The organism is Providencia rettgeri (genome assembly GCF_023205015.1).
Lineage (GTDB): Bacteria > Pseudomonadota > Gammaproteobacteria > Enterobacterales > Enterobacteriaceae > Providencia > Providencia rettgeri_E.
Window position 1 is genome coordinate 431,321 of sequence record NZ_CP096258.1, and the last position, 26,773, is coordinate 458,093.

Annotated in this window: 13 protein-coding genes, 1 tRNA gene and 3 rRNA genes; 12 read left to right on the plus strand and 5 right to left on the minus strand. The window is 42.1% G+C overall.

The window, feature by feature from the left end; genetic code table 11:
* Positions 1-155: 155 nt before the first annotated feature.
* Together purD and purH are read right to left on the minus strand one after the other, a co-directional pair.
* Positions 156-1,439, minus strand: a complete 1,284-nt coding sequence (gene purD, locus M0M83_RS01920) for a phosphoribosylamine--glycine ligase (protein WP_248467472.1) — start codon at positions 1,437-1,439, stop codon at positions 156-158.
* Between the two features lie 17 nt (positions 1,440-1,456).
* Positions 1,457-3,046: a bifunctional phosphoribosylaminoimidazolecarboxamide formyltransferase/IMP cyclohydrolase gene (gene purH, locus M0M83_RS01925; RefSeq protein ID WP_248467475.1), complete on the minus strand. Its 1,590-nt coding sequence runs from the start codon at positions 3,044-3,046 to the stop codon at positions 1,457-1,459.
* A gap of 813 nt (positions 3,047-3,859) precedes the next feature.
* Between purH and M0M83_RS01930 the strand changes: the two genes are divergently transcribed.
* The 8 genes from M0M83_RS01930 (at position 3,860) to aceK (ending at position 16,168) form a co-directional block, all read left to right on the plus strand.
* Positions 3,860-5,399 (plus strand): 16S ribosomal RNA (locus tag M0M83_RS01930).
* Between the two features lie 132 nt (positions 5,400-5,531).
* Positions 5,532-5,607, plus strand: a tRNA-Glu gene (locus M0M83_RS01935).
* 337 nt (positions 5,608-5,944) lie between these two features.
* A 23S ribosomal RNA gene (locus tag M0M83_RS01940) occupies positions 5,945-8,853 on the plus strand.
* A 144-nt stretch (positions 8,854-8,997) separates the two neighbouring features.
* Positions 8,998-9,113 (plus strand): 5S ribosomal RNA (gene rrf, locus M0M83_RS01945).
* The 16S, 23S and 5S rRNA genes sit together here with 1 tRNA gene alongside, the layout of an rRNA operon.
* A 937-nt stretch (positions 9,114-10,050) precedes the next feature.
* On the plus strand, positions 10,051-10,980 hold the full coding sequence (gene metA, locus M0M83_RS01950) for a homoserine O-acetyltransferase MetA (RefSeq protein WP_125894990.1): 930 nt from the start codon (positions 10,051-10,053) through the stop codon (positions 10,978-10,980).
* A gap of 365 nt (positions 10,981-11,345) precedes the next feature.
* Positions 11,346-12,944, plus strand: coding sequence for a malate synthase A (gene aceB / locus M0M83_RS01955; protein WP_248467476.1), 1,599 nt, complete (start codon positions 11,346-11,348; stop codon positions 12,942-12,944).
* A 55-nt stretch (positions 12,945-12,999) separates the two neighbouring features.
* The gene (aceA, locus tag M0M83_RS01960) at positions 13,000-14,307 is read left to right on the plus strand and encodes an isocitrate lyase (RefSeq protein WP_213914515.1); all 1,308 of its coding nucleotides are present in this window, start codon (positions 13,000-13,002) and stop codon (positions 14,305-14,307) included.
* Positions 14,308-14,434: 127 nt separating this feature from the next.
* The gene (gene aceK, locus M0M83_RS01965) at positions 14,435-16,168 is read left to right on the plus strand and encodes a bifunctional isocitrate dehydrogenase kinase/phosphatase (RefSeq protein WP_248467478.1); all 1,734 of its coding nucleotides are present in this window, start codon (positions 14,435-14,437) and stop codon (positions 16,166-16,168) included.
* Positions 16,169-16,234: 66 nt separating this feature from the next.
* Here the strand turns inward: aceK and M0M83_RS01970 are convergent, their stop codons facing one another.
* Positions 16,235-16,876, minus strand: a complete 642-nt coding sequence (locus M0M83_RS01970; protein WP_248467480.1) for a bifunctional 4-hydroxy-2-oxoglutarate aldolase/2-dehydro-3-deoxy-phosphogluconate aldolase — start codon at positions 16,874-16,876, stop codon at positions 16,235-16,237.
* 27 nt (positions 16,877-16,903) lie between these two features.
* Positions 16,904-18,748: a phosphogluconate dehydratase gene (gene edd / locus M0M83_RS01975; protein WP_423811135.1), complete on the minus strand. Its 1,845-nt coding sequence runs from the start codon at positions 18,746-18,748 to the stop codon at positions 16,904-16,906.
* 318 nt (positions 18,749-19,066) lie between these two features.
* On the opposite strand from edd, the gene M0M83_RS01980 reads away from it, so the two are divergent.
* From M0M83_RS01980 to M0M83_RS01990, 3 genes are all read left to right on the plus strand, one after another.
* Positions 19,067-19,858, plus strand: coding sequence for an N-acetylmuramoyl-L-alanine amidase-like domain-containing protein (locus M0M83_RS01980; RefSeq protein ID WP_248467482.1), 792 nt, complete (start codon positions 19,067-19,069; stop codon positions 19,856-19,858).
* Positions 19,859-20,257: 399 nt separating this feature from the next.
* Positions 20,258-20,515, plus strand: a complete 258-nt coding sequence (locus tag M0M83_RS01985; protein ID WP_248467483.1) for a helix-turn-helix domain-containing protein — start codon at positions 20,258-20,260, stop codon at positions 20,513-20,515.
* A gap of 529 nt (positions 20,516-21,044) precedes the next feature.
* The gene (locus M0M83_RS01990) at positions 21,045-21,932 is read left to right on the plus strand and encodes an N-acetylmuramoyl-L-alanine amidase (RefSeq protein ID WP_125894929.1); all 888 of its coding nucleotides are present in this window, start codon (positions 21,045-21,047) and stop codon (positions 21,930-21,932) included.
* A gap of 68 nt (positions 21,933-22,000) precedes the next feature.
* On the opposite strand, the gene iclR is transcribed toward M0M83_RS01990, so the two are convergent.
* A complete protein-coding gene (gene iclR, locus M0M83_RS01995) occupies positions 22,001-22,831 on the minus strand; it encodes a glyoxylate bypass operon transcriptional repressor IclR (RefSeq protein WP_036958355.1) in 831 nt (276 codons plus the stop codon).
* 203 nt (positions 22,832-23,034) lie between these two features.
* On the opposite strand from iclR, the gene metH reads away from it, so the two are divergent.
* On the plus strand, positions 23,035-26,718 hold the full coding sequence (gene metH, locus M0M83_RS02000; protein ID WP_248467484.1) for a methionine synthase: 3,684 nt from the start codon (positions 23,035-23,037) through the stop codon (positions 26,716-26,718).
* Positions 26,719-26,773 lie beyond the last annotated feature (55 nt).

The window sequence follows — 26,773 nt, forward strand, 5'->3', positions numbered from 1 at the left end:
AGATTCTCTCTCTTGGAGCTTTGCTGTGATTCGAAATACTTAGAGCCATTGTCTGTGTGAATGGTCAAAGGCAAAAACAAATTCAAAAAATAGAAAATAAAAAAGCTGATAAAAGTTTCCTCTTATCAGCTCAGGGAATGGTTTAGTACTTTGTATTATTTTATACGAGCGATAGCACGGTAGCCGATATCGTTGCGGTAGAAGCTATTATTCCAGTGAATGGTTTTTGCCACTTCATAAGCTTTTGCTTGGGCTTTAGCGATATCATTACCTAATGCTGTTACGCATAGGACGCGACCACCGGCAGTCACGACTTCTCCATCTTTCATGCGAGTACCCGCATGGAAAACTTTACTATCAGCCGCTTCAGTAGTTGGTAAACCCGAAATTATATCGCCATTGTGGTAGTCGCCTGGGTAACCACCTGCAGCAATTACTACCCCTAAAGCAGGGCGCTCATCCCATAATGAATCTTTACCTGCCAGCTCACCTTTTGCCCCCGCTAAACATAAAGCGACTAAGTCCGATTGCAAACGCATCATAATAGGTTGAGTTTCAGGGTCGCCAAAACGGCAGTTGAATTCGATAACTTTTGGGTTACCTGCTTTATCAATCATTAATCCAGCGTATAAGAAGCCTTGATAGCGGTTTCCTTCCTGATCCATACCTTTAACCGTTGGATAAATAACTTGTTCCATCACGCGTTGGTGTATTTCATCTGTGACAACAGGAGCTGGGGAGTAAGCGCCCATTCCACCTGTATTTAAACCTGTATCACCATCACCGACACGTTTATGATCTTGGCTAGTTGCCATTGGAATGACATTTTCACCATCTACCATAACGATGAAACTCGCTTCTTCACCATCAAGAAACTCTTCGATAACAATACGATGCCCTGCATCACCAAAGGCATTTCCCGCTAACATATCGTGAACAGCTTCTTTTGCTTCTTGTAGGGTCATGGCAACGATAACGCCTTTCCCCGCGGCAAGGCCGTCAGCCTTAATTACAATAGGCGCACCGACTTTATCTAAGTAAGCCAAAGCGGGCTCTATTTCAGTAAAATTTTCATAAGCGGCAGTTGGAATATTGTGACGAGCTAAAAAATCTTTGGTAAATGCTTTTGAACCCTCAAGCTGTGCAGCACCTTGGGTTGGGCCAAAAATAGTTAAACCAGCGGCTTTAAATGCATCTACAACACCAATAACTAATGGTGCTTCAGGGCCGACAATCGTTAAATCAATTTGTTTTTCTTTAGCGAATTGGAGCAGCCCATCAATATCTGTTGCCGAAATATTCACGTTTTCGAGTGTAGGTTCTAATGCTGTTCCTGCATTACCTGGGGCAACATAGACTTTTTCCGCTAAAGGTGATTGCGCAGCTTTCCATGCCAATGCATGTTCACGACCACCACCACCAATAATTAAAATATTCATGACTAGGCTCCTAATAATTAGTGACGGAAATGACGCATATTAGTGAAAAGCATGGCAATACCATGTTCATTTGCGGCTGCAATCACTTCATCATCGCGAATAGAACCGCCAGGTTGGATAACACAAGTTACGCCAACAGCTGCCGCGGCATCAATACCATCACGGAATGGGAAAAAGGCATCTGAGGCCATCGCACAGCCAGCGACTTCTAGACCTTCATCTGCGGCTTTAATACCTGCGATTTTTGCAGAATACACACGGCTCATTTGCCCTGCGCCAATACCGATAGTCATATCATTTTTGGCATAAACGATTGCATTGGATTTTACAAATTTCGCGACTTTCCAACAGAATAACGCATCTTTTAGCTCGCGTTCAGTGGGTTGGCGCTTAGTTACAACGCGAAGTTCTTCTTTTTCAACCATTCCTAAGTCACGGTCTTGCACTAATAAACCGCCATTTACGCGTTTAAAGTCTAAACCTGCAACGGGTTTGCTCCATTCGCCACATTCAAGTACGCGGACGTTTTGTTTAGTTTCAAGAATAGGCAATGCATCTTTAGCAACAGAAGGCGCAATAATGACTTCCACAAACTGACGTTCAATAATCGCTTGAGCGGTTTCTTTATCTAATTGACGGTTAAAAGCAATAATGCCACCAAAAGCCGAAGTTGGGTCAGTTTTGAATGCATTATCATAAGCTGTATGAATAGAATCTCCGATAGCAACACCACAAGGGTTTGCATGTTTGACAATTACACAAGCAGGTTCTTTGAATGATTTAACACATTCAAGAGCTGCATCAGTATCAGCGATATTATTATAAGACAGGGCTTTACCTTGGATCTGCTGCGCAGTTGCAATAGACGCTTCTTTTGGATTTTCTTCTATATAGAAAGCCGCATCTTGATGGCTGTTTTCTCCATAACGCATATCTTGTTTTTTTATAAAGTTTAAATTCAAAGTGCGAGGGAAGCGGCCGGAAGGCTGAGTCGTATCACCGTAATAAGGGGCAACTAATTCACCAAAGTAATTCGCAATCATGCTGTCATAAGCTGCAGTGTGTTCAAAAGCTTTAATTGCGAGGTCAAACCGAGTCGACCAATTTAGTGAGTTCTCGTGGTTATCCATCTCATCAATGATGGTTTGATAGTCATTACTATTTACCACAATTGCGACATCTTTATGATTTTTAGCCGCGGAGCGCACCATGGTCGGGCCGCCAATATCAATATTCTCTACAGCATCTTCAAGGGTGCAATTTGGTTTTGCCACGGTTTGGGCAAATGGGTATAGATTAACAACGACCATATCGATAGGCGCGATGTCATGTTGTTGCATGATGGCATCATCTGTACCGCGACGCCCTAAAATTCCGCCATGCACTTTTGGGTGCAATGTTTTCACTCGGCCATCCATCATTTCAGGAAACCCTGTGTAATCTGAAACTTCAGTTACGTTTAATCCTGACTCAGCGAGTAACTTTGCAGTACCGCCAGTAGATAGAAGCTCAACACCACGTTGAGATAACGCCTTAGCGAATTCAACAACCCCTGTTTTATCAGACACACTAAGCAGGGCACGACGAATAGGACGAAGCAGTTGCATGAGATAGATCCCTTGGATTTGAATAAATAAGGCAATAACGAATATCAGTCAGTAAAAACTCAAAGAGCTTTTCTTATATACCTATTATATCTATTGATGAAAGCCAAGCGGAATTAGCCCGCTTTCCCTATAACAATATATAAGTCACTAACAATTTCAGAACATAAAAACAAAATCAATGCTGAAATTTCGAGCCAATTGTAACGCAAACGTTTGCGTAATGCGCGGTAATTTTTAAATTATTTTCATGTTGTGGATAACTTGGTGTATAAGTCGGTATAAGTGGGGGTTTTGCTGTGGAATGCAGCAGTTGAACAAAATAATGCAAAAAAGGGGTTGCCAGATTTTTCTGACTCCCTATAATGCGCATCCACTGACCGGGAACAAGACAACGCAAAGCGCGATGAACACTGAAACGGCAGCGAGAGATTCTGAAAAGAAAAAGCAAAAAATTGCTTGACTCTCACGGAGGAAAACGTAATATACGCCTCCTCGCGACAACGACCTCGAAGTCGAAAATCGAAAGATTAGTCGCAACGCTCTTTAACAATTTATCAGACAATCTGTGTGGGCACTCACAGGACACTATCAAAAAAATATTTGATTTTAAGTCTTGAAGAGTGACTAACACGTTAATTCATATATATGAAATAAGGTAGTAACGCTTATTTTGGAAGGATAACGCGAAGGCAAGCAGAGATAACCCGAGGCAGTACTTAGGTACGGCGAGGGGAAGCGATGCGAAGCCGACAAAGTTAGCCGAACAAAAGAACGTTACGGTCAGTAAGACATTCTTTGAGCATCAAACACTTTTAATTGAAGAGTTTGATCATGGCTCAGATTGAACGCTGGCGGCAGGCCTAACACATGCAAGTCGAGCGGTAACAGGGGAAGCTTGCTTCCCGCTGACGAGCGGCGGACGGGTGAGTAATGTATGGGGATCTGCCCGATAGAGGGGGATAACCACTGGAAACGGTGGCTAATACCGCATAATCTCTTAGGAGCAAAGCAGGGGAACTTCGGTCCTTGCGCTATCGGATGAACCCATATGGGATTAGCTAGTAGGTGGGGTAATGGCTCACCTAGGCGACGATCCCTAGCTGGTCTGAGAGGATGATCAGCCACACTGGGACTGAGACACGGCCCAGACTCCTACGGGAGGCAGCAGTGGGGAATATTGCACAATGGGCGCAAGCCTGATGCAGCCATGCCGCGTGTATGAAGAAGGCCCTAGGGTTGTAAAGTACTTTCAGTCGGGAGGAAGGCGTTGTTGCTAATATCAACAACGATTGACGTTACCGACAGAAGAAGCACCGGCTAACTCCGTGCCAGCAGCCGCGGTAATACGGAGGGTGCAAGCGTTAATCGGAATTACTGGGCGTAAAGCGCACGCAGGCGGTTGATTAAGTTAGATGTGAAATCCCCGGGCTTAACCTGGGAATGGCATCTAAGACTGGTCAGCTAGAGTCTTGTAGAGGGGGGTAGAATTCCATGTGTAGCGGTGAAATGCGTAGAGATGTGGAGGAATACCGGTGGCGAAGGCGGCCCCCTGGACAAAGACTGACGCTCAGGTGCGAAAGCGTGGGGAGCAAACAGGATTAGATACCCTGGTAGTCCACGCTGTAAACGATGTCGATTTGAAGGTTGTTCCCTTGAGGAGTGGCTTTCGGAGCTAACGCGTTAAATCGACCGCCTGGGGAGTACGGCCGCAAGGTTAAAACTCAAATGAATTGACGGGGGCCCGCACAAGCGGTGGAGCATGTGGTTTAATTCGATGCAACGCGAAGAACCTTACCTACTCTTGACATCCAGAGAACTTAGCAGAGATGCTTTGGTGCCTTCGGGAACTCTGAGACAGGTGCTGCATGGCTGTCGTCAGCTCGTGTTGTGAAATGTTGGGTTAAGTCCCGCAACGAGCGCAACCCTTATCCTTTGTTGCCAGCGATTCGGTCGGGAACTCAAAGGAGACTGCCGGTGATAAACCGGAGGAAGGTGGGGATGACGTCAAGTCATCATGGCCCTTACGAGTAGGGCTACACACGTGCTACAATGGCGTATACAAAGAGAAGCGACCTCGCGAGAGCAAGCGGAACTCATAAAGTACGTCGTAGTCCGGATTGGAGTCTGCAACTCGACTCCATGAAGTCGGAATCGCTAGTAATCGTAGATCAGAATGCTACGGTGAATACGTTCCCGGGCCTTGTACACACCGCCCGTCACACCATGGGAGTGGGTTGCAAAAGAAGTAGGTAGCTTAACCTTCGGGAGGGCGCTTACCACTTTGTGATTCATGACTGGGGTGAAGTCGTAACAAGGTAACCGTAGGGGAACCTGCGGTTGGATCACCTCCTTACCATTGAAGTGTTTTTGTGAAGTGCTCACACAGATTGTCTGATAGAAAGTAGAGCAATAGGCTATACGTGGGAGACTTATTCGAAAGAATAGGGCTTACATGAGATACCGCGCAGTAAGTGCAATATCTTGTGTCCCCTTCGTCTAGAGGCCTAGGACACCGCCCTTTCACGGCGGTAACAGGGGTTCGAATCCCCTAGGGGACGCCAATTGCGCCGATATCGAGTGAAAGACGATGTCCCCAATAATGATTAAGCCAATTATTTTAATAGTTGGTTTAACAATTATGCTCTTTAACAATCTGGAACAAGCTGAAAATTGAAAACAACGCACATTGTTTATCGCTTAAACAATGTGAGAGTCTCTCAAAAATCTCAACTTGAATAGTGTACTTTGAACTATCGAGTCGACGAGCGAAATGAGTTCAAGGCAGCCCGCGCACAGCAAGCGCAGCGTACTTTAAGTACGTGAGCATTGCGCGCACGGACTAACGCCGAAATCATGAAGCACAGTCACTCGTTGTAAGAAGACGCCTTCGGGTTGTGAGGTTAAGCGACTAAGCGTACACGGTGGATGCCTAGGCAATCAGAGGCGATGAAGGACGTGCTAATCTGCGATAAGCGTCGGTAAGGTGATATGAACCGTTACAACCGACGATTTCCGAATGGGGAAACCCAGTGCAATTCGTTGCACTATCGTTTGATGAATACATAGTCAAACGAAGCGAACCGGGGGAACTGAAACATCTCAGTACCCCGAGGAAAAGAAATCAACCGAGATTCCCCTAGTAGCGGCGAGCGAACGGGGAGCAGCCCAGAGTCTTAATCAGCATTAGCATCAGGAGAACGGTCTGGAAAGTCCGGCAGTAAAGGGTGATAGCCCCGTATCCGAAGGTGTTAGTGTTGTGAACTCGACGAGTAGGGCGGGACACGTGTTATCCTGTCTGAATATGGGGGGACCATCCTCCAAGGCTAAATACTCCTGATTGACCGATAGTGAACCAGTACCGTGAGGGAAAGGCGAAAAGAACCCCGGCGAGGGGAGTGAAATAGAACCTGAAACCGTGTACGTACAAGCAGTGGGAGCCTTGATTTATCAGGGTGACTGCGTACCTTTTGTATAATGGGTCAGCGACTTATATTCTGTAGCAAGGTTAACCGTATAGGGGAGCCGTAGGGAAACCGAGTCTTAACTGGGCGAATGAGTTGCAGGGTATAGACCCGAAACCCGGTGATCTAGCCATGGGCAGGTTGAAGGTTGGGTAACACTAACTGGAGGACCGAACCGACTAATGTTGAAAAATTAGCGGATGACTTGTGGCTGGGGGTGAAAGGCCAATCAAACCGGGAGATAGCTGGTTCTCCCCGAAAGCTATTTAGGTAGCGCCTCGTGAACTCATCTTCGGGGGTAGAGCACTGTTTCGACTAGGGGGTCATCCCGACTTACCAACTCGATGCAAACTACGAATACCGAAGAATGTTATCACGGGAGACACACGGCGGGTGCTAACGTTCGTCGTGAAGAGGGAAACAACCCAGACCGCCAGCTAAGGTCCCAAAGTCATAGTTAAGTGGGAAACGAAGTGGGAAGGCTCAGACAGCCAGGATGTTGGCTTAGAAGCAGCCATCATTTAAAGAAAGCGTAATAGCTCACTGGTCGAGTCGGCCTGCGCGGAAGATGTAACGGGGCTAAACTATGCACCGAAGCTGCGGCAGCGATATGTAAATATTGTTGGGTAGGGGAGCGTTCTGTAAGCCTGTGAAGGTGTACTGTGAGGTATGCTGGAGGTATCAGAAGTGCGAATGCTGACATAAGTAACGATAATGCGGGTGAAAAACCCGCACGCCGGAAGACCAAGGGTTCCTGTCCAACGTTAATCGGGGCAGGGTGAGTCGACCCCTAAGGCGAGGCAGAAATGCGTAGTCGATGGGAAACGGGTTAATATTCCCGTACTGGTGATAATTGCGATGGGGGGACGGAGAAGGCTAGGCTATCCGGGCGACGGTTGTCCCGGTTTAAGAATGTAGGCAGGTGAATTAGGCAAATCCGGTTCACTACATGCTGAGGTTCGATGACGAGTCACTACGGTGATGAAGTAGCTCATGCCCCGCTTCCAGGAAAAGCCTCTAAGCTCTAGATTATCATTAATCGTACCCCAAACCGACACAGGTGGTCAGGTAGAGAATACTCAGGCGCTTGAGAGAACTCGGGTGAAGGAACTAGGCAAAATGGTGCCGTAACTTCGGGAGAAGGCACGCTGGCGCTAGGTGAAGTCCCTCGCGGATGGAGCTGAAGCCAGTCGCAGATACCAGCTGGCTGCAACTGTTTATTAAAAACACAGCACTGTGCAAACACGAAAGTGGACGTATACGGTGTGACGCCTGCCCGGTGCTGGAAGGTTAATTGATGGGGTTATCCGTAAGGAGAAGCTCTTGATCGAAGCCCCAGTAAACGGCGGCCGTAACTATAACGGTCCTAAGGTAGCGAAATTCCTTGTCGGGTAAGTTCCGACCTGCACGAATGGCGTAATGATGGCCAGGCTGTCTCCACCCGAGACTCAGTGAAATTGAACTCGCTGTGAAGATGCAGTGTACCCGCGGCAAGACGGAAAGACCCCGTGAACCTTTACTATAGCTTGACACTGAACATTGAGCCTTGATGTGTAGGATAGGTGGGAGGCTTCGAAGCGTGGACGCCAGTCTGCGTGGAGCCAACCTTGAAATACCACCCTTTAATGTTTGATGTTCTAACGTTGCCCCGTTATCCGGGGTGCGGACAGTGTCTGGTGGGTAGTTTGACTGGGGCGGTCTCCTCCCAAAGAGTAACGGAGGAGCACGAAGGTTGGCTAAGCATGGTCGGACATCATGCGGTTAGTGCAAAGGCATAAGCCAGCTTGACTGCGAGAGTGACGGCTCGAGCAGGTACGAAAGTAGGTCTTAGTGATCCGGTGGTTCTGAATGGAAGGGCCATCGCTCAACGGATAAAAGGTACTCCGGGGATAACAGGCTGATACCGCCCAAGAGTTCATATCGACGGCGGTGTTTGGCACCTCGATGTCGGCTCATCACATCCTGGGGCTGAAGTAGGTCCCAAGGGTACGGCTGTTCGCCGTTTAAAGTGGTACGCGAGCTGGGTTTAGAACGTCGTGAGACAGTTCGGTCCCTATCTGCCGTGGGCGTTGGAAGATTGAAAGGGGCTGCTCCTAGTACGAGAGGACCGGAGTGGACGCACCACTGGTGTTCGGGTTGTCATGCCAATGGCATTGCCCGGTAGCTAAGTGCGGAAGAGATAACCGCTGAAAGCATCTAAGCGGGAAACTTGCCTTGAGATGAGTCTTCCCTGACCCTTTAAGGGTCCTAAAGGAACGTTTAAGACTAAGACGTTGATAGGTTGGGTGTGTAAGCATAGCGATATGTTGAGCTAACCAATACTAATGAACCGTGAGGCTTAACCTGACAACACCGAAGGTGTTTTAGAGAGATTGGGTTGTTTTTGATAGCGAGTGAGAAGCCGAGAGGTGAAGGACACACAGCTTGTTTGAGATTGATGTTTTGGTTTAGTGCATAAAAGTGACATTAAACGGGAACAAACAGAATTTGTCTGGCGGCAATAGCGCGGTGGTCCCACCTGACCCCATGCCGAACTCAGCAGTGAAACGCCGTAGCGCCGATGGTAGTGTGGGGTCTCCCCATGTGAGAGTAGGGAACTGCCAGACATTAAATTAGTGAAGAAGCCACCCATTGGGTGGCTTTTTTGCGTTTAGGGGTAACGAACTAATTGTTGATGTTAGAAGTGAAGTTCCTTAATATCCCAACTCCCAACTCCCAACTCCCAACTCCCAACTCCCAACTCCCACTTCTTTCTTTTAACGGCTCACTTAATTTAATCCTTCTACGCAGGGCGATTAGTCATGAATATAACCATCGTAATCATGAATATAACAGTCGCAAATGGAAGTTCATGATACAAAGTAGTGAGTAACAGCTCACTTGTTTCTTAATTAGTCGAGTGCAATAAAATTAACTATATCACTACAATATGGTGTGGTAGTGATTATCTACTAGCGCCATGAATGGAAGGTCTGGAACTAAAGTAGTGAGTAACAGCTCACTTATTATTTAATTAGTCATTTTTAATTTTAATAAAACCAACTGGATATGGTGTGGTGGTTATCTATTACTACTGTGAATGGAAGGTCTGGAACCAAAGTAGTGAGTAACAGCTCACGTATTATTGATTTAATCGTAGTTAATTCCAGTAAAATTAACTGGATATAATTATCTGGTGATTATCTATTATTGAAGCCGATATAAGGGTTTGTACCAAAGTTGTGAGTAACAACTTACTGGTATTACAGAATGAGTTAACTAATTGAGATAGTGGAGATTGTGGATTTTAAAGCTAATTATTGAGTATAAATTATGTAAAAGCCTTCTTATTATTTGTAGATAATAAAAATGAGTCACTCTCAATATAAAATATGGGAAATCAATAAGTTGATTGTCGGATATACTGGTTGAGAATGAGTAATAAGTTCTAGTGCTTGAAATTATTTCATTTAACCTTGAAACACTCGACAAGACGAATAACATTAGTTAGATTATTTGGCATTCTAGAAGTCTAAACGTATAAACGGAAGAGGGAGATGAATGATGCCTATTCGTTTACCAGATGAACTACCGGCAGTTAATTTCTTGAGAGAAGAAAATGTTTTTGTTATGACAACAACAAGAGCTAGTCATCAAGAGATCCGTCCCTTGAAAGTATTGATACTCAATTTGATGCCGAAAAAGATAGAAACTGAAAATCAGTTTCTTCGTTTACTGTCAAACACACCATTACAGGTTGATATTCAACTATTACGAATTGATCAACGAGAGTCAAAAAATACTCCAACAGAGCACTTAAATACCTTTTATTGTGATTTTGAAGACATACAGGATCAGAATTTTGATGGCTTAATTGTAACGGGTGCTCCACTAGGACTGGTAGAGTTTAATGACGTGCTATACTGGCAGCAAATAGAAAAGGTAATAGCTTGGGCGAAGGAACATGTCACATCAACCCTTTTTGTTTGTTGGGCTGTGCAAGCGGCTTTAAAGGTGTTGTATGACTTACCTAAATGGACCAGAGAAGAAAAACTATCAGGTATATACCAACATGATACGTTAGAGCCATATGCTTTACTGACAAGAGGGTTTGATGGGTCATTTTATGCGCCTCACTCTCGTTATGCCGATTTTCCTGAAGATCTTATTCGTCAGCATACTGATCTGGAGATTTTAGCAAGCTCACAGGAGGCAGGTGCTTATTTGTTTGGGTCAAAAGACAAACGGTTAGCATTTGTGACAGGTCATCCCGAATATGATGGAGATACGCTAGCACAAGAATATTGGCGTGATATAGATGCTGGAATTTCGCCTCAGATCCCATGCAATTATTTCAAAAATGATGATCCCAATAACCCTCCAATGGTGAATTGGCGTAGCCATGGGCATTTATTGTTTTCAAATTGGTTGAATTATTATGTGTATCAGATCACACCTTTTGATCTTACTAATATGGAACCAACACTAGATTAAAAAAAGAAATATAAATTTAGTAATGACAATAAAATAAGTGTTTTTGCTGGTTGTACCAGTTTAAATTAGGCTTATATCGTAAAAACAGGTGTCAAAGCTAGTCTGAAAGCAGCTATTTATTAGCTGCTTTTTTTATTTCCAACGAAAAATTTCAAAAGTACAGCTTCTTATAATTAGTTGATTTAACGGCTATTTAACATTTTATTTAAAGCAAAGGAATGGGTAGTCAATTTATTTATTATTCAAAAGCACATTATTATCAATGGCTTATTTGTTTATTAAAATAAAATGGAAATCGTTTTTGATTTATTTTTGTTTTGATCTTATGCTTAATTCATAGTCAACGATGAATGAGGGTTTGGTCGATGGAGCAGCAACTACCTATATCGGAATTAACATTCACAAAGAATATTGAACAGCTAGAAAATCAAGTTTTATCTATTGATTCTATTGTGTTTCTTTCTAAATTAGTTGAAGAGTTTCTTCCTCGTAGAGAGAAATTATTAAAAGATAGGGTGCTCAGGCAGCAAAAGATCGATGCTGGCTCTTTGCCTGATTTTATTTCGGAATTTGATTCCATAAAAAAATCAAATTGGAAGATTCAAGGTATCCCAGCAGATTTGCAAGATCGCCGTGTCGAAATTACTGGGCCGGTCGAACGTAAAATGGTTATTAATGCTTTAAATGCTAACGTAAAAGTATTTATGGCGGACTTTGAGGATTCTCTGTCTCCTTCATGGGAAAGATTGATCGATGGTCAAGTCAACTTAAGGGATTCGATTCGTGGTGATATTTCTTATACCAATGAAAGTGGAAAGGTCTACCAATTAAAATCTAATCCTGCTGTTTTGATTGCTCGTGTTCGTGGCCTTCATTTAGATGAAAAACACGTTTTATCAGGAGAGAAGCCGATCCCTGGTGGCCTATTTGATTTCGCTATTTACTTCTTTAATAACTATGAAGCGTTATTAAAAAAAGGAAGTGGCCCTTATTTTTACATCCCAAAACTTGAATCTTGGGAGGAAGCAAAATGGTGGAGCGATGTCTTTAGTATGGCTGAAGATTTGGTGGGGATACCTCGGGGTACGATTAAAGCAACCGTACTAATTGAAACATTACCCGCAGTATTTCAAATGGATGAAATCTTATACCACATGCGCCACCACATCGTGGGGCTGAATTGTGGACGTTGGGACTACATATTTAGTTATATCAAAACGCTGAAAGAGCACGCAGATCGTGTTTTGCCAGACCGCCAAGTTGTCACAATGACACAATCATTTTTAAGTGCTTATTCGCGCTTATTAATTAAAACGTGTCATCGTCGTGGTGCATTTGCGATGGGGGGAATGTCTGCTTTTATACCCAGTAAAGATCCTCAAGAAAATGAAATTATTTTAGCGAAAGTAAAAGCAGACAAAGAGTTAGAAGCCAAAAATGGGCATGATGGCTCTTGGATTGCACATCCGGGCTTAGCGGATACTGTTATGAGCGTGTTTAATCAAGCTCTTGGTGATCAGCAAAACCAGCTACATGTATCCCGTGATTTTGACGAAGAAATCACGGCTGGCCAGCTATTAGAGCCTTGTGCCGGTGAGCGAACAGAAGCAGGCATGCGAGCTAACATTCGTGTTGCGGTTCAATATATCGAAGCATGGATCTCAGGGAATGGTTGTGTACCCATCTATGGTTTGATGGAAGATGCTGCGACAGCAGAAATTTCACGGACTTCAATTTGGCAGTGGATCCGTCACGGTAAAACACTGTCCACCGGTGAGAAAGTGACTAAGACCTTATTTGAAGAAATGCTGGATGAGGAATTACAAGTTATTCAAAAAGAACTTGGTGACCAGCGTTTTCAAAGTGGTCGTTTTCGTGAAGCTGCGGAACTGATGAGGCGGATTACAACACAGGATGAACTTATTGAGTTCTTAACTATCCCCGGATACCAATTATTAGACTAGCTATAGCAAAGAAAAAATTCGATAACCCTACATATTCTTATAAAGGAAGTGGATCATGACAACATCGCGCTTAGAACAAATTGCCCAATTAGAAAATGAATGGAAAAAACCACGTTGGAAAGGTATTACTCGCCCATATACAGCCGAAGAAGTGGTGAAATTACGTGGTTCTGTGAATATTGAACACTCTTTAGCACGCAAAGGCGCAGAGCGTTTTTGGGATCAATTACATGGTGGTTCAAAGAAAGGTTATGTAAATGCACTGGGCGCTTTAACGGGTGGGCAAGCGCTACAGCAAGCGAAAGCAGGTATTGAAGCTATTTATTTATCAGGTTGGCAGGTTGCTGCGGATGCAAATACGTCATCGAGTATGTATCCAGACCAATCACTTTACCCTGTTGATTCAGTGCCATCAGTAGTTAAGAAAATTAATAATACATTTCGTCGTGCAGACCAAATTCAGTGGGCGAATGGTATTGGCCCTGACAATAAAGAGTATATTGATTATTTTTTACCGATTATCGCGGATGCGGAAGCGGGCTTTGGTGGCGTATTAAATGCCTTCGAACTAATGAAAAATATGATAGAAGCGGGGGCTGCAGCCGTCCATTTTGAAGACCAATTAGCCGCAGTTAAAAAATGTGGCCATATGGGGGGGAAAGTTCTTGTGCCTACCCAGGAAGCAATTCAAAAACTGGTTGCAGCTCGTTTAGCTGCGGATGTTTCAGGTGTACCAACTATCTTGGTTGCTAGAACGGATGCGGATGCTGCGGATCTTCTCACATCTGACTGCGATGCTTATGATGCAGAATTTGTTACAGGAGAACGCACCTCTGAAGGCTTTTTCCGTACCAAAGCAGGAATTGAGCAAGCGATTAGCCGCGGGCTAGCTTATGCACCTTATGCAGACCTAGTTTGGTGTGAAACGTCGAAGCCTGACCTTGAGGCAGCAAGACAGTTCGCTGAGGCTATTCATGCTAAATATCCAGGTAAGTTATTGGCTTATAACTGTTCTCCATCATTCAATTGGAAAAAGAATTTAGATGACAGCACAATCGCCCGCTTCCAAGACGAACTTTCAGCGATGGGTTATCGTTTCCAATTCATTACGTTAGCCGGTATTCACAGCATGTGGTTCAACATGTTTGATTTGGCTCATTCCTACGCACAAGGTGAGGGCATGAAACATTATGTTGAAAAAGTTCAAGAGTGTGAGTTTGCAGCAATGAATAAAGGCTATACCTTCTCTTCACATCAGCAAGAGGTAGGAACAGGCTATTTTGATAAAGTGACAACCGTTATTCAAGGAGGGGCTTCATCAGTGACGGCTTTAACTGGCTCAACTGAAGAAGAGCAATTCTAGTTAGATTATTTTCCTTTCAATCGGTGTTTCTGGTGTCTTTATTGGTTAGCTATATCTGTTAATTTTTCAGGCACGTTTAGTGCCTGTTTTTTATTCAATGCGAGTCTGTATTCTTATAGGAGTGGTTATGATATTGACGACAGAACAGATAATAGCGCAGACCATTTTACAGGGTTTTGATGCGCAATATGGTCGCTTCCTTGAAATAACCTCAGGTGCACAAGAAAGGTTTGAACAGGCAGATTGGCATGCTATTCAGCATGCGATGAAAAGACGAATTCAATTGTATGACCATCATGTTGGCTTAGTCGTCGCTCAGCTACAGTTTATGGGGTTAGTACAATCGTTAACACCCGATAAACTGGCACAGATAAAAAATATTTATAAAACTTTATTACCAGATTACCCAAGGTTTGAAATAGCAGAAAGCTTTTTTAATTCCGTTTATTGTCGGCTATTTCAGCATCGAGAGCTGACACAAGATAACCTATTTATTTTTACGTCTCAGCCTGCGAGGCGCTTTTCTATTTCGCCTAGGCCGTTATCTCGCGAATATGTTGTTAATAATAATTTAGAGGGATTATTGTTTACGATGTTAAGTGGATTACCTCTCAGGCTAAAGTGGCGGAATCTGGATTTCGATATTCATTGCATTATCAATGTATTGAAAACAAGATTTCCCGATATTGAAAACCAAAAAGTCAGCTTACATATCGCAAATGAGCTATTTTATCGTAATAAGGCAGCTTGGTTAGTTGGTAAAATTTATATTAATGATGAGGTTTACCCATTCTTACTCCCTATTCATCATGATGATGGTCAGTACATTTATATCGATACCTGTTTAACTGAGTTTGATGAAGCCAGTATTGTGTTTGGTTTTGCTCGGTCCTATTTTATGGTGTATGCCCCTTTTCCAGCAGCTCTGGTTTTTTGGTTGAGGGAGATTTTACCGAGCAAGTCAATTGCGGAATTATATATGGCAATTGGCTGTCAAAAGCATGGAAAAACAGAGTACTACAGAGAGTATCTCGCCTATATTAATTTTTCACGAGAGCAATTTACTGTCGCTCCAGGTGTGAAAGGAATGGTGATGTTAGTCTTTACATCGCCTTCATTTGACCGTGTTTTTAAAATTATTAAAGACCAATTTGCACCACAAAAGCAGGTAACACGAGAACGGGTTTTAGAATGCTATCGTTTGGTTAAAGAGCACGATAGAGTTGGCCGGATGGCTGATACCCAAGAGTTTGAAAATTTTGTGATTAGCAAATCTTCTATCAGCGATGAATTGATGGCGGAGTTACTGAAAGAGGCTCCATCTCAAATTGAAGATCTAGGTGATAACATATTGATTCGTCATCTGTACATGGAAAGAAAGATGATCCCATTGAATATCTATATGGATAATGCTACTGACGCACAATTACATAATGCATTAAATGAATATGGCTGGGCGATTAAGCAATTAGCGGCCGCAAATATTTTTCCCGGGGATATGTTGTTTAAAAATTTTGGCGTAACGCGTCATGGCCGTGTTGTTTTTTATGATTATGATGAAATCTGTTATATGACAGAGGTGAATTTTCGTAAAATTCCTGAGCCATTATACCCTGAGCAAGAGTTATCGAGTGAGCCATGGTATAGCATTGGTGAACAAGATGTTTTTCCTGAAGAGTTTGCTTCTTTTATTTGCCAAAATGAGAAAATTCGTCATTATTTGCAGCAAGATCATGCAGATTTATTTGCAGCGGATTATTGGAAAAAACTACAAAATAGGATTTTAGCCGGGCACGTAGAAGATGTTTATGCCTACCGTGAAGAATTACGTTTTTGTCAGAAACCCAATGAGGTTGCATAATTACAATAGTATTAATTAAAGGGAGTTAAAAACGACCCAGTAAGTGACTGAGCCGTTTTTTGGGCGCTATTTTTTTGCGCCTTGTACCGCTTCTTGTGCAAGTTGGGTAATTTTTTCGTAATTACCTGAATTCAGTGCATCTTCAGGAACGAGCCAAGAACCACCAATGCACAGAACGCTATCTAATTCTAAATAACTGAGGTAATTAGCTAGCGATATTCCACCCGTTGGGCAAAATTTGACTTGTGAGAAAGGGCCGGCAATGGCTTTTAACGCTTTAACCCCACCGTTGGCTTCTGCTGGAAAAAATTTAAACGCTTTTAAGCCATATTGCATACCAAGCATAAGTTCAGAAACGGTTGAAATACCTGGAATTAAAGGAATATTCCCTTTAGTGGCGGCATTGAGCAACTCATCCGTTAAGCCGGGGCTGATTGCAAACTGTGCTCCAGCTTCAGTGACTTCAGTAAGTTGTTTTGCATTGATAACAGTGCCTGCGCCAATAATCGCTTCAGGTACTTCTTTTGCAATAAGACGAATAGCATTAATAGCACATTCAGTGCGTAACGTGACTTCTAAAACGTTAACACCACCTTTGACTAATGCTTTTGCAAGAGGAACCGCTTGTTCTAATTTTTTAATAACAATAACAGGGACGACAGGGCCTTGTTTTAATACGCTTTCAGCGGTCATTTTCCAATTATTCATTTTCTATTCCTATTCAATGAAAATAGATTAAAAATCAATGCTACAAGCGCCTTCTTCGGCACCTGATAAGTGTCTTCTTAATGCCCCGAAAAGCTCTCTGCCACAGCCACTACGCTCAGCGGTTAAATCAGCCTCAAAGGGTTGGCGTTTATTGAGTTCTTCTTCATCAACCCGTAATTGCAATTCTCCCGTCAATGCATTTACCCTAATAATATCGCCATTTTTTACTTTTGCTAACAGTCCACCATTGTAAGCCTCAGGCGTGACATGAATTGCGGATGGCACTTTGCCGGATGCTCCAGATAAGCGACCATCAGTAACGAGCGCGACTTTGTAGCCTTTATCCATAAGAACACCTAGTGGCGGCATTAACTTATGCAGTTCTGGCATGCCATTTGCGGATGGCCCTTGGAAGCGAACAACGATGATGCAATCTTTATTGAGTTCACCGGCTTCAAAGTGTGTAGCAATCTCATTTTGATTGTTAAATACGACCGCAGGCGCTTCGATAATCTGATTCTCTTCAGGAACCGCTGATGTTTTCATCACAGCGCGACCTAAATTACCAGACAGTAATTTTGTGCCTCCATGAGGAGAGAAAGGGCGGTCTATATCAGCAATAACATCCAGATTGAATGAGGACTCTGGTCCTTCTCGCCATGCAAGTTGGCCATTGTTTAACCAAGGTTCCAAGGTGTAATTTGTTAGTCCAAATCCTGCGACAGTATGGACATCGTTATGCAATAAACCTTTTTGTAATAGCTGGCGGATAAGCAAAGCTACGCCACCCGCAGCTTGGAATTGGTTGATATCTGCTTGGCCATTAGGATAGATACGGCAAATAAGTGGAACAATGGCAGAAATATCAGAAAAATCATCCCAATTGATAATGATCCCTGCGGCTCTTGCTATAGCCACAAGATGCATGGTTAAGTTAGTTGAGCCTCCCGTCGCGAGTAATGCGACGATACCGTTAACAATCACTTTTTCGTCAACCAATTGACCAATAGGTAAATACTGACCTGACTGCTCAGTTAAACGTGTAATTTGTCGTGCGGCGGCTTCTGTTAATGCATCTCGTAGTGGTGAATCGGGGGATACAAATGATGCACCGGGTAGATGCAACCCCATCACTTCCATCATCATTTGATTCGAGTTAGCCGTACCATAGAAAGTACAGGTGCCTATCCCATGGTAAGACGCTGCCTCAGCCTCTAATAAAGCGAGTCTATCAACCTTGCCTTCAGCATACAGCTGCCGAATGCGCACTTTTTCTTTATTTGGTAAACCCGTAGCCATTGGGCCTGCAGGAACAAATATTGCAGGAAGGTGGCCGAATGAAAGCGCACCAAGCATTAAACCAGGAACAATTTTGTCGCAAATGCCTAAATAGAGTGCGCCATCAAACATATTGTGGGATAGGCCAATAGCGGTTGACATGGCAATGACATCTCGACTTAACATCGATAACTCCATCCCATCTTGACCTTGGGTTACACCATCGCACATTGCGGGAACACCCGCAGCGACTTGGCCAATAGAACCTGCTTCTAATAATGCTTTTTTGAGTTGTTCTGGATACTTATCGTATGGGCGGTGCGCTGAAAGCATATCATTGTAGGAATTGATGATAGCAATATCAGAGCGGGTCATGCTTTTAAGAATTTGTTTTTCTTCACTTTGACAGGCTGCAAAACCATGGGCAAGGTTACCACAAGCTAATGATGCTCGATGGACAGTCATACTACGAGCCTGCTCTATTTTCTTGAGATAAGCGGCTCGAGTTTTCACGGAACGAGAAATGATACGTTGAGTGATGCGATCAAGTTCTTTATTGATCACCGAAGGATTTGTCACTTTAGAGGTGGTCATGCTCATGATAATTGCTCCATAGCGCAGTAAAAAGATGAATCAAACTGCAAGTCGATTTGGATCGTGTCTATCGTTATTTGCTCGAGTACTATAGCATCAATGTTACCGGTAACATTGTTCAATGAAAATGTAGGCGTTGCAATATGGAAAATGAATATTCGAAGCTATCTGTGATCTGAATCAAATTTATATTATGGTATGGATAGTGTGGAAAATAGACAAACAAGCATGCTATAGTGTTTTTTTTGATGGTTTTATCATCAAATTCAATTAGATAATTGTACAAAGTTAGGTTGTACCAATGAAAAGAGCGCAGGAATGTTAAGGTTAGCTATAGCTGCATTTGTATTGCTATTGGCCAGTTTGGTAAGAGCTGAAGTAGTTTTAACTTCGGGGTCATATAAAATTTTAGCTGGCGTTTTTAATGAGCAAGCAGCGATGCAATCACATAATGCATCACAAGCAGACAAAATTGATGCATTGACTCAATTTTTTTTAACGACGCCTTATAATAATCAAACATTGAATATGAGTCCGCTATCAGCTGAAAAATTAGTCATTAATTTGAAAGAAATGGACTGTATGACATTTATAGAGTACACCGAAGCTTTTAAGCGTTCTAAAAGCTATGACCAGTTCGTTTTGAACTTAATCAATATTCGTTATGTCAACCAAAATATTGCATTTAAATATCGTCGGCATTTTTTTTCTGATTGGGTGCAAGGGCCTGAAGCGATTGCGGTCGATATTACCAATGAAATAAGTTTACAGGCAGTTAAGGTAAATAAACGACTTAATTTAAAAAATCACAATGAGAGGTATATATCTGGATTGCCCATCAAAAATAGATTAATAAGCTACATTCCAGTAAAATATGTCGATGATGATTTGCTGATGAAGTTAAAAACAGGTGATTACATTGGGATTTACTCAAGGGGTAATGGATTAGATGTCAGCCATGTGGGGGTTGTAATACGTAGGGGGAATAAGACAATATTTAGAAATGCTTCTTCACACCGTGGAAATCTTCAGGTTATTGATATTGAATTGAGTGATTATTTAAAAGGAAAGTCTGGGATTGTTGTTTTTAGACCCAGATCAGATTATTAACCTATTTTTTTGATATAAAGAAATAAGTAAATTCAAAGTTTATGTATGTATAAAATCAATACATAGAAAATAGTTTAATAATGAAAATCATACAAGTATTTTTATTGGTTACCAATTATTGCTAGTAACATTTAAAATGTAAAAATATATTAAATTATCGATTTGATCAAAAAAAAATATATAAATATTATTTTATACTAAAAATGGAAAAACTTTTATAAAGCAATAGATTGCTTTATAAATACGACTGGAGTCTCTTTTTTTTGTATATAAAAATGATGCTTGCCTATTAATCTTGCCACCTTTGATTGTTCATAACTATTTTAAATGGTGATAATTAATTTTATAATGAGTAATACTAGCTAAATTATTTTTCTTATTTAAATTTAGGAGATGGTTATGCATATCGCTAAAAATAAAAATGTTTATGCATTATTAGGTAATCATTTACGGAAAGCTAGAGTGAGTAAAGGGTTATCAGGAAATGAGCTAGGCTCAATTATTCATTTGAGTCAACAGCAAGTATCACGATATGAGTTAGGTATTAATAAGTTGAGTTTAGATAAACTGATTGAAATCGTGATTTTTTTAGATATCGATATTAATGAAATTACTAAAATTATTGTTAAGCAGGTTGAGTATGAAAAAATGAGTTAGAAGTAACCAAAATAAGTTTTTTTATTGTACCTTTATGAAATTATTCTAACTAATTTATTTTTTAAATATTCAGTATAAGAATGGGTTGTGACTTATACATATAGGGAACTAGGCGATTAAATTGTTAGAACGGTCGAAAAATAAATTTTATAGTAAATACTTAAAATTGAAAATAATTTGAAACTAAATTCTAGAAATAAAAATAATCAATTCAATGTCCTTTATTTTTAAGGCGGAACTTATTCGTGCTCATCATGATAAGTTCTCTGGAGTTTATCTCTGTTTCTTCCAATGTTTCTTGTCATTTTAGATAAAGAGATCGTTCTAGTAAATATTAAAGCCTTTTGTTTGTTATTTGAACTAAAAGGTTTTAACTCAATGTATTTAAAAGTTTATTTCATTATCTTGTATCTGTATTCTTCTGAATAAAAGGCATTGCAGCGTTGTCGATGCATGAAAATTGATAGTATTGCTGATGACACAATGCTTAAATAAAGCTTAATGAATAATAGATTAAGGTTATGGCTCGATGTTCAAGTATATAGGGATATTATTTACCTTTTTGCTAATAGGCTGTTCGGCCTCGAATAAAGGTTACTACCTTGATAACCGTTATCCATCAAAAAATAGTAGTCAACGTATTCAATATGTCGTTATTCACTACACAGTCTCTGATGATGTGCGTTCTATAGCTACATTAACACAGGGTAAAGTGAGCTCTCACTATCTTATTCCAAGTGTACCTGAAACTAAAAATGGCCAGCCTGTTGTATTACAACTTGTTCCTGAATCGTTAAAATCATGGCATGCAGGAGAAAGTTATTGGCGACAGCATAATGGTCTGAATGATACTTCTATTGGAATTGAAATCGTCAATGCAGGATTGCAAAAGGATGTAAAAGGAAAACTGCATTGGGCCCCTTATAATGAAGCGCAAATTGTTGCCTTGATCCCACTCATCCAAGATATTATGCGGCGGTATAACATTCCCCCGGAGAATATTATTGGTCACAGTGATATTGCTCCACTGCGCAAGCAAGATCCAGGTAAGGCATTTCCATGGCAACGCCTTGCTCAACATGGAATAGGCGCTTGGCCAGACCCTAAAATAGTGACTAAATTTCTAGCGGGACGTAATGTGAATGAACCTGCTAATGTGTTACGCGTTCAAAAAGCGCTTAATTATTATGGTTATTCAACCATGCCGTTATCAGGTAAGTTAGATCCACAGACGAAAAAAATATTGCGAGCTTTCCAATTGCATTTTCGGCCTCGAGATATTGAAGGACAAGCGGATGCTGAAACAGAGGCTATCGCGTTGGCACTCATTGAAAAGTACCGTGATATGCAAAAATTTAAGTTATTTGAAAAGGCCCAGAAGTTGCCTACTATTTCAACAAATCAGCAAGGTGACTAGAGGGCAGTAAAAAGCTTTGTGAGGTTAAGTGAAATACAGGCTGCTAGTATTTCACTTTCACTGTTTATCTAGCGGTTTGCACCATATTCATGACTGATTTCTTTTGCCGCCTTAATAACCATAGCACCCAACTCAGTAATACGATCATCCGTGATACGAGATAATGGGCCTGAAATAGAAATGGCTGCAAACGCTTCTTTGTGCTCATCATAAATACAAGCCCCAATACAACGTAACCCTAAAGCATGTTCTTCGTCATCATAAGAAAAACCTTGTTTTTTTGCCTGTTGTAAATTCTCTTTTAAGGCTGATGGGTTAGTTAATGTATAAGGCGTATAAGCATGTAAACCTTTACGGCTTAAAAGTGGAACTAGTTTATCTTCCGGTAAGTTAGCAATGAATGCTTTACCTGCCCCCGAGGCGTGTAATGGCAGTTTTCCACCAATCGGAGCTGACATTCTCATTAGCGCATTGCATTGTACTTGGTCAACAATAACGGCATCGTACTCGGTATGGTCTAGGATCGCTAAGTTGACGGTTTCCCCTGATTCATCCATTAAGCGGCGCAGTATCGGGTGAACAAGGGCTAATAAATTGCGACTTTCTAAGAAGCTACTACCAATGATAAAAGCATGAGAAGCAATAACCCATAGGCCTAAATCACCCGTTTGACGAACAAAACCATGTTGTTCTAATGTCATTAATAGGCGGTGTGTTGTTGAGTTTGGTAAGCCAGCTTGCATCGCAAGGTCTGTGAGGGCGATCCCCCCTGTTGATTCGGAAATATATTCCAACAGTGTTAAGCCACGACTTAATGATTGTACTTGTCCTGCTGCAGCTGCGCCACTCGCCGGCCCTTTTGCTTTTTTAAGTTTCTTAGTAATTGGTGCCGTTGCCATTAAGTCTCTCCTGACTGTCATTTAGCTTCTATTATGAACTATTTCACCTGAAAATACTCATCGGATCAGTGAAAAGTGTGCTCTTGTGCAACCTTGAAAAACTCTCATCATAACAGCGAATTTTCGCATGAGAAGTTATGATAGGATGTTAAAAGTAAAAATTTGACTTATTTCTCAGTGTTCCATTTTAGGAGGGCAGTGCAGTGTCCGCAAAAGTTAATCAATTAGAACAAGAATTAAAAAAACGTATATTGGTATTAGATGGTGCAATGGGAACAATGATCCAACAACATAAGTTGTCGGAAGCCCAGTTTCGCGGTGAACGATTTGCGGATTGGCCGAGTGATCTAAAGGGAAATAACGACCTATTAGTCTTAACTCAACCAGATATCATTCGAGATATTCATTCTCAATATTTTGAAGCTGGGGCGGATATTGTTGAAACCAATACTTTTAACTCAACATCCATTGCGATGGCTGATTATAAAATGGAATCCCTTTCCGCTGAAATTAACGAAGTTGCTGCGCGCCTTGCCCGTGAATGTGCTGACGAGTGGACACGTAAAACCCCTGACCAACCGCGCTATGTCGCTGGCGTATTAGGCCCGACAAACCGTACCGCGTCTATTTCTCCTGATGTAAATGATCCGGCTTATCGCAATATCACTTTTGATCAGCTCGTTGAAGCTTATCGCGAATCTACACGATCCTTAGTGAAAGGCGGTGTGGATCTGATCATGATCGAAACCATTTTCGACACATTAAATGCAAAAGCCGCGATCTTTGCAGTTGAAACCGAGCTGGAGGCTTTAGGCATTGCTTTGCCAATTATGATCTCGGGGACGATCACGGATGCTTCTGGTCGTACATTATCAGGGCAAACAACGGAAGCTTTTTATAACTCATTGCGCCATGCACAACCGATATCATTTGGCTTGAACTGTGCGCTAGGCCCTGATGAGCTTCGTCAATATGTTTCTGAATTATCAAGGATTGCTGAATGTTATGTCAGTGCGCATCCCAACGCAGGCCTACCAAATGCGTTCGGAGAGTATGACCTTGATGCACAAAATATGGCTGAACAAATTCATGAGTGGGCCACTGCAGGGTTTTTGAATATTGTTGGTGGATGCTGTGGAACGACGCCATTACATATCAAAAAAATGGCAGAAGCAGTAAAAGGCATCGAACCACGTCAATTACCGTCACTCCCTGTTGAATGTCGTTTATCTGGTTTAGAACCGCTAAATATTGGCGAAAAATCATTGTTTGTGAACGTTGGGGAAAGAACCAACGTGACTGGTTCGGCAAAATTCAAACGATTGATTAAAGAAGAAAATTACCAAGAAGCCTTAGATGTGGCGCGTCAGCAAGTAGAAAATGGTGCGCAAATTATTGACATCAATATGGATGAGGGGATGCTGGACTCCCACGCAGCGATGGTACGTTTCTTGAATCTGATTGCTGGTGAGCCAGATATTGCTCGTGTGCCTATCATGATTGACTCCTCAAAATGGGAAGTGATTGAGGCCGGGCTTAAGTGTATACAAGGTAAGGGGATAGTTAACTCAATCTCAATGAAAGAGGGGATTGAGGCATTTATTGAGCACGCTAAATTATTGCGTAAATATGGTGCTGCCGTGGTCGTCATGGCATTTGACGAAGTTGGTCAAGCAGATACACGTGAGCGGAAAATTGAAATTTGCCGCCGGGCTTATCAAATCCTTACCGAAGAGGTGGGCTTCCCACCTGAAGATATTATTTTTGACCCGAATATTTTTGCCGTAGCTACCGGAATCGAAGAACATAATAATTATGCAGTTGATTTTATTGAAGTCTGTAAGGATATCAAGGCTCAATTACCGCATGCGATGATTTCTGGTGGGGTTTCCAACGTCTCCTTTTCATTTAGAGGGAATGACCCTGTCCGTGAAGCAATTCATGCTGTTTTCTTGTATTACGCCATTCGTAATGGAATGGATATGGGGATCGTTAATGCAGGGCAGCTTGCCATCTATGATGATTTACCCGAGGAATTAAAAGACGCTGTTGAAGATGTGATTTTAAACCGCCGTGATGACAGTACAGAACGTTTGCTTGAGCTGGCGGAAAAATACCGTGGAGCAGGGGCCGGAGAGCAACAAATTCAACAAGCAGAATGGCGTAGTTGGGAAGTAGAAAAGCGCCTTGAGTACGCATTAGTGAAAGGGATTACCGAATTTATCATTGAAGATACAGAGGAAGCTCGTCAGCGTGCTTCGAGCCCAATTGAAGTGATTGAAGGCCCTTTAATGAACGGTATGAATGTGGTTGGTGACCTATTTGGGGAGGGCAAAATGTTCTTACCTCAAGTGGTGAAATCTGCCCGTGTGATGAAACAAGCAGTTGCCTATTTAGAGCCTTATATTCAAGAACTTAAGCAATCAGGTAGTAGTGCAGGAAAAGTTTTGCTCGCGACTGTAAAAGGCGATGTTCATGATATTGGTAAAAATATCGTTGGGGTTGTATTGCAATGTAATAACTATGAAATCATTGACTTAGGTGTAATGGTTCCGTGTGAAACTATTCTAAAAACAGCACGCGAAGAGAACGTTGATATCATTGGTTTGTCTGGGTTGATCACGCCATCGCTTGATGAAATGGTGCATGTGGCAAAAGAGATGGAAAGACAAGGATTTACCTTGCCATTATTGATAGGTGGAGCAACAACATCAAAAGCACATACCGCTGTAAAAATTGAGCAGAACTATAGTGGGCCAACGACTTACGTGCAAAATGCTTCACGCACCGTGGGAGTGGTGGCTGCATTATTATCAGAAACACAAAAAGCAGATTTTGTGGCGCGTACTCGCCGTGAATATGAAACTGTTCGTCAGCAACATGGCCGTAGAAGGCCAAAAACACCGCCTGTGTCACTGGATGTGGCGCGAGCGAATGCCGTTAAGATTGATTGGCAAAGTTACCAACCACCGGTACCAAAATTCCTTGGTATTCAAGAAGTCACAGCGCCTATTTCAACCTTAAGAAGCTATATAGACTGGACGCCATTTTTTATGACATGGTCTCTAGCGGGGAAATACCCACGGATTTTAGAAGATGAAGTGGTGGGTTCTGAAGCTCGTAAACTATTGAAAGATGCAAATAATATGTTAGATAAGCTAGACAAAGACGGCTTATTAACACCAAAAGGTATTTTTGGCCTGTTTCCTGCGAACCGTGTCGGGGATGATGTGGAAATTTATACCGATGAGTCGCGAAATCAGGTGCAAGTGATGGGGCTGAATTTACGCCAACAAACCTTAAAAACGGAATTTCCAAACTATTGTCTATCAGACTTTGTTGCGCCAAAAGATAGCGGTAAATCCGACTATATTGGTGCTTTCGCTGTGACTGGGGGCTTAGAAGAAGATGCGCTTGCTGATGCATATGAACAACAGCATGATGATTATAATAAAATCATGGTGAAAGCGCTGGCGGATAGGCTAGCGGAAGCGTTTGCTGAATATTTACACCAACAAGTTCGTGTGCGTTACTGGGGTTACGCAGCTGATGAAAACTTGAGTAATGAAGAACTTATTCGTGAAAATTACCAAGGAACCCGTCCTGCACCGGGGTACCCAGCTTGCCCTGAGCATACAGAAAAGGCAAAAATTTGGCAGTTACTTGATGTGGAAGCTAAAATTGGTATGCAGCTCACCAGTTCTTATGCGATGTGGCCGGGTGCCTCAGTATCTGGCTGGTATTTTAGTCATCCAGAAAGTAAGTATTTTGCGGTAGCTCAGCTACAAAAAGACCAAATTGAGGATTATGCAAAACGCAAAGGGATGTCGGTGACAGAGTTAGAGCGTTGGCTAGCACCAAACTTAGCTTATGATCCTGAAGATTAAAACCAAATCAATATATTGATTTTTCATGTATCCGGCACCATCTTATAGGTAATAC

Bases quoted from the DNA above. Each gene is read 5' to 3' on its own strand.
- M0M83_RS01970 (WP_248467480.1), bottom strand. From the start codon at position 16,876: ATGAATAATTGGAAAATGACCGCTGAAAGCGTATTAAAACAAGGCCCT.
- purD (WP_248467472.1), bottom strand. From the start codon at position 1,439: ATGAATATTTTAATTATTGGTGGTGGTGGTCGTGAACATGCATTGGCA.
- edd (WP_423811135.1), bottom strand. From the start codon at position 18,748: ATGACCACCTCTAAAGTGACAAATCCTTCGGTGATCAATAAAGAACTT.
- purH (WP_248467475.1), bottom strand. From the start codon at position 3,046: ATGCAACTGCTTCGTCCTATTCGTCGTGCCCTGCTTAGTGTGTCTGAT.
- M0M83_RS01980 (WP_248467482.1), top strand. From the start codon at position 19,067: ATGTTAAGGTTAGCTATAGCTGCATTTGTATTGCTATTGGCCAGTTTG.
- iclR (WP_036958355.1), bottom strand. From the start codon at position 22,831: ATGGCAACGGCACCAATTACTAAGAAACTTAAAAAAGCAAAAGGGCCG.
- M0M83_RS01990 (WP_125894929.1), top strand. From the start codon at position 21,045: ATGTTCAAGTATATAGGGATATTATTTACCTTTTTGCTAATAGGCTGT.
- metA (WP_125894990.1), top strand. From the start codon at position 10,051: ATGCCTATTCGTTTACCAGATGAACTACCGGCAGTTAATTTCTTGAGA.
- M0M83_RS01985 (WP_248467483.1), top strand. From the start codon at position 20,258: ATGCATATCGCTAAAAATAAAAATGTTTATGCATTATTAGGTAATCAT.
- aceK (WP_248467478.1), top strand. From the start codon at position 14,435: ATGATATTGACGACAGAACAGATAATAGCGCAGACCATTTTACAGGGT.
- aceA (WP_213914515.1), top strand. From the start codon at position 13,000: ATGACAACATCGCGCTTAGAACAAATTGCCCAATTAGAAAATGAATGG.
- aceB (WP_248467476.1), top strand. From the start codon at position 11,346: ATGGAGCAGCAACTACCTATATCGGAATTAACATTCACAAAGAATATT.